This window comes from Vibrio sp. Vb0349, from assembly GCF_033338975.1.
This window is the reverse complement of record NZ_JAWOTS010000108.1, coordinates 1-1,766: the sequence shown is the minus strand read 5'-3', so window position 1 is coordinate 1,766 and position 1,766 is coordinate 1. Positions and strand designations below refer to the sequence as shown.

General features: G+C 46.0%; 1 protein-coding gene. It reads right to left on the bottom strand.

Annotation, left to right across the window (positions count from 1 at the left end; genetic code table 11):
- Window positions 1-195 precede the first annotated feature (195 nt).
- A partial coding sequence (locus R7Q47_RS23625) for a (Fe-S)-binding protein (RefSeq protein WP_318089556.1) occupies window positions 196-1,766 on the bottom strand: 1,571 nt, incomplete at its 5' end.

Below are 1,766 nucleotides of genomic sequence, written 5' to 3'. Positions count from 1 at the left end.
GACTACAAACTCAACAAAGGGCGCTCGAATGTTCATGCTCGGCGTCAAGACTTTAAGCCCGTACATCAGAAGTATGACCAGCAAAAACACCGCAACAGGTGGGACTTTGAGTTCAAGTTTTCTCAAGGTTCAGATCCTTTGAAATGGAATGTTCATCATTGGGAAAAAAGCCCAGTTAGACTGGGCTTGATGTCATTATACCAAAGTTAACAGTGCTTGAACGGGATGCTTAGGCTTTGTTCCTTCAAAGCGTTTTACTTGGCTTCGGCAAGAATAACCAGTAATCAAACATCTTTCGTTATCTAACTTATCTAGGTTTGGTTTCCAACTTAAATTGTATATGTCTTTCGACATCGACAGCTTATCAACCTCGTGGCCAAATGTACCCGCCATGCCACAACAACCAACCGGTACTGTGTTCAATACCGCGCCAAAGTGAGCAAAAATAGCGCCCCATTCTTTCTCTGCGTTCGGCATTTTGGTTTTTTCAGTGCAGTGCGCAAACAAGTACCACGGTTCCTGATTTTCCCGTTGCTTTGCTACTTCAAACGCTTCCAACCTTGGGTACAGCCATTCGTGAGCCGTTAGCACATCGAAATCGCCTCGCTTGCTACCGAGTACTTCCGCGTACTCATCTCGATAGCACAGCACCAATGCCGGATCAACGCCGACCAACGGAATGTCTAAGTCCGCCACCATCGCCAAGAACTTCGCCGTATCAGCCGCGGTCTCTTTAAACTGGCGTAGGAAACCTTTGATGTGTTGCGCTTTACCATTTGGCTTAAATGGCAAAAGCACTGGATGCATACCTAGCTTTTTAACCAACTTGACGAAGTCTTCAACAACGTCCGCATCGTAATAACTGGTAAATGGGTCTTGAACGATTAATACGTGCTTGCTCTTTTCAGTCGAAGACAAACCACTCAACGCTTGCAGATCATACGGCGTTGTCAGCGACTCTACGCGCTGTTTCAACGTAGGAACAGACAACAACGGCGCATCCACATACCCTACTGTTGAAGCCGTTAAACTCTTAACCCACGACTGTTTCAATACGCCGTTCACGACTGCTGGTGCCTTTGCCATCATTGGCAGCATGGTTTCAATGTTGGCAACCAAATAATCTTTTGCCGGACGCTGATAGCGCGAGTGATAAATGTTTAAAAAGCGGGAACGGAAACTTGGAACATCCACTTTGATCGGACATTGGCTCGCACACGCTTTACACGCTAAGCAGCCGTTCATTGCTTCATAAACTTCATGAGAGAAATCGTATTCGTGACGACGATTAATGGAATGACGCACACGATCAATCATGGTTTTGATCGATGTTTTGTTTTCTAACGTTTGCTTTTCTAGGTCAAGAATATCAATACCTTGCTCAGTAAGCTGACGCAACCATTCACGAACCAATCCAGCGCGCCCTTTTGGCGAATGACGACGATCAGCCGTCACTTTCATCGATGGACACATCGGCGAACTGGTATCGTAGTTAAAGCACAAACCGTTCCCGTTACATTCCATCGCTTGTTTAAAGCTGTCACGTACTTGTACGTCAATTTGGCGATCATAGTAACCACGTTTGGTGTCGGTTACTTTTACCAACTCTGCATCGCTATCAAGTGGCGTACAGATTTTGCCTGGGTTCATTTTATTATGTGGGTCGAATGCAGCTTTTACGCGTCGAAGCTCAGTAAACAACTCTTTGCCAAAGAACTCCGGACCATATTCCGAGCGGAAACCTTTACCGTGCTCACCCCACATCA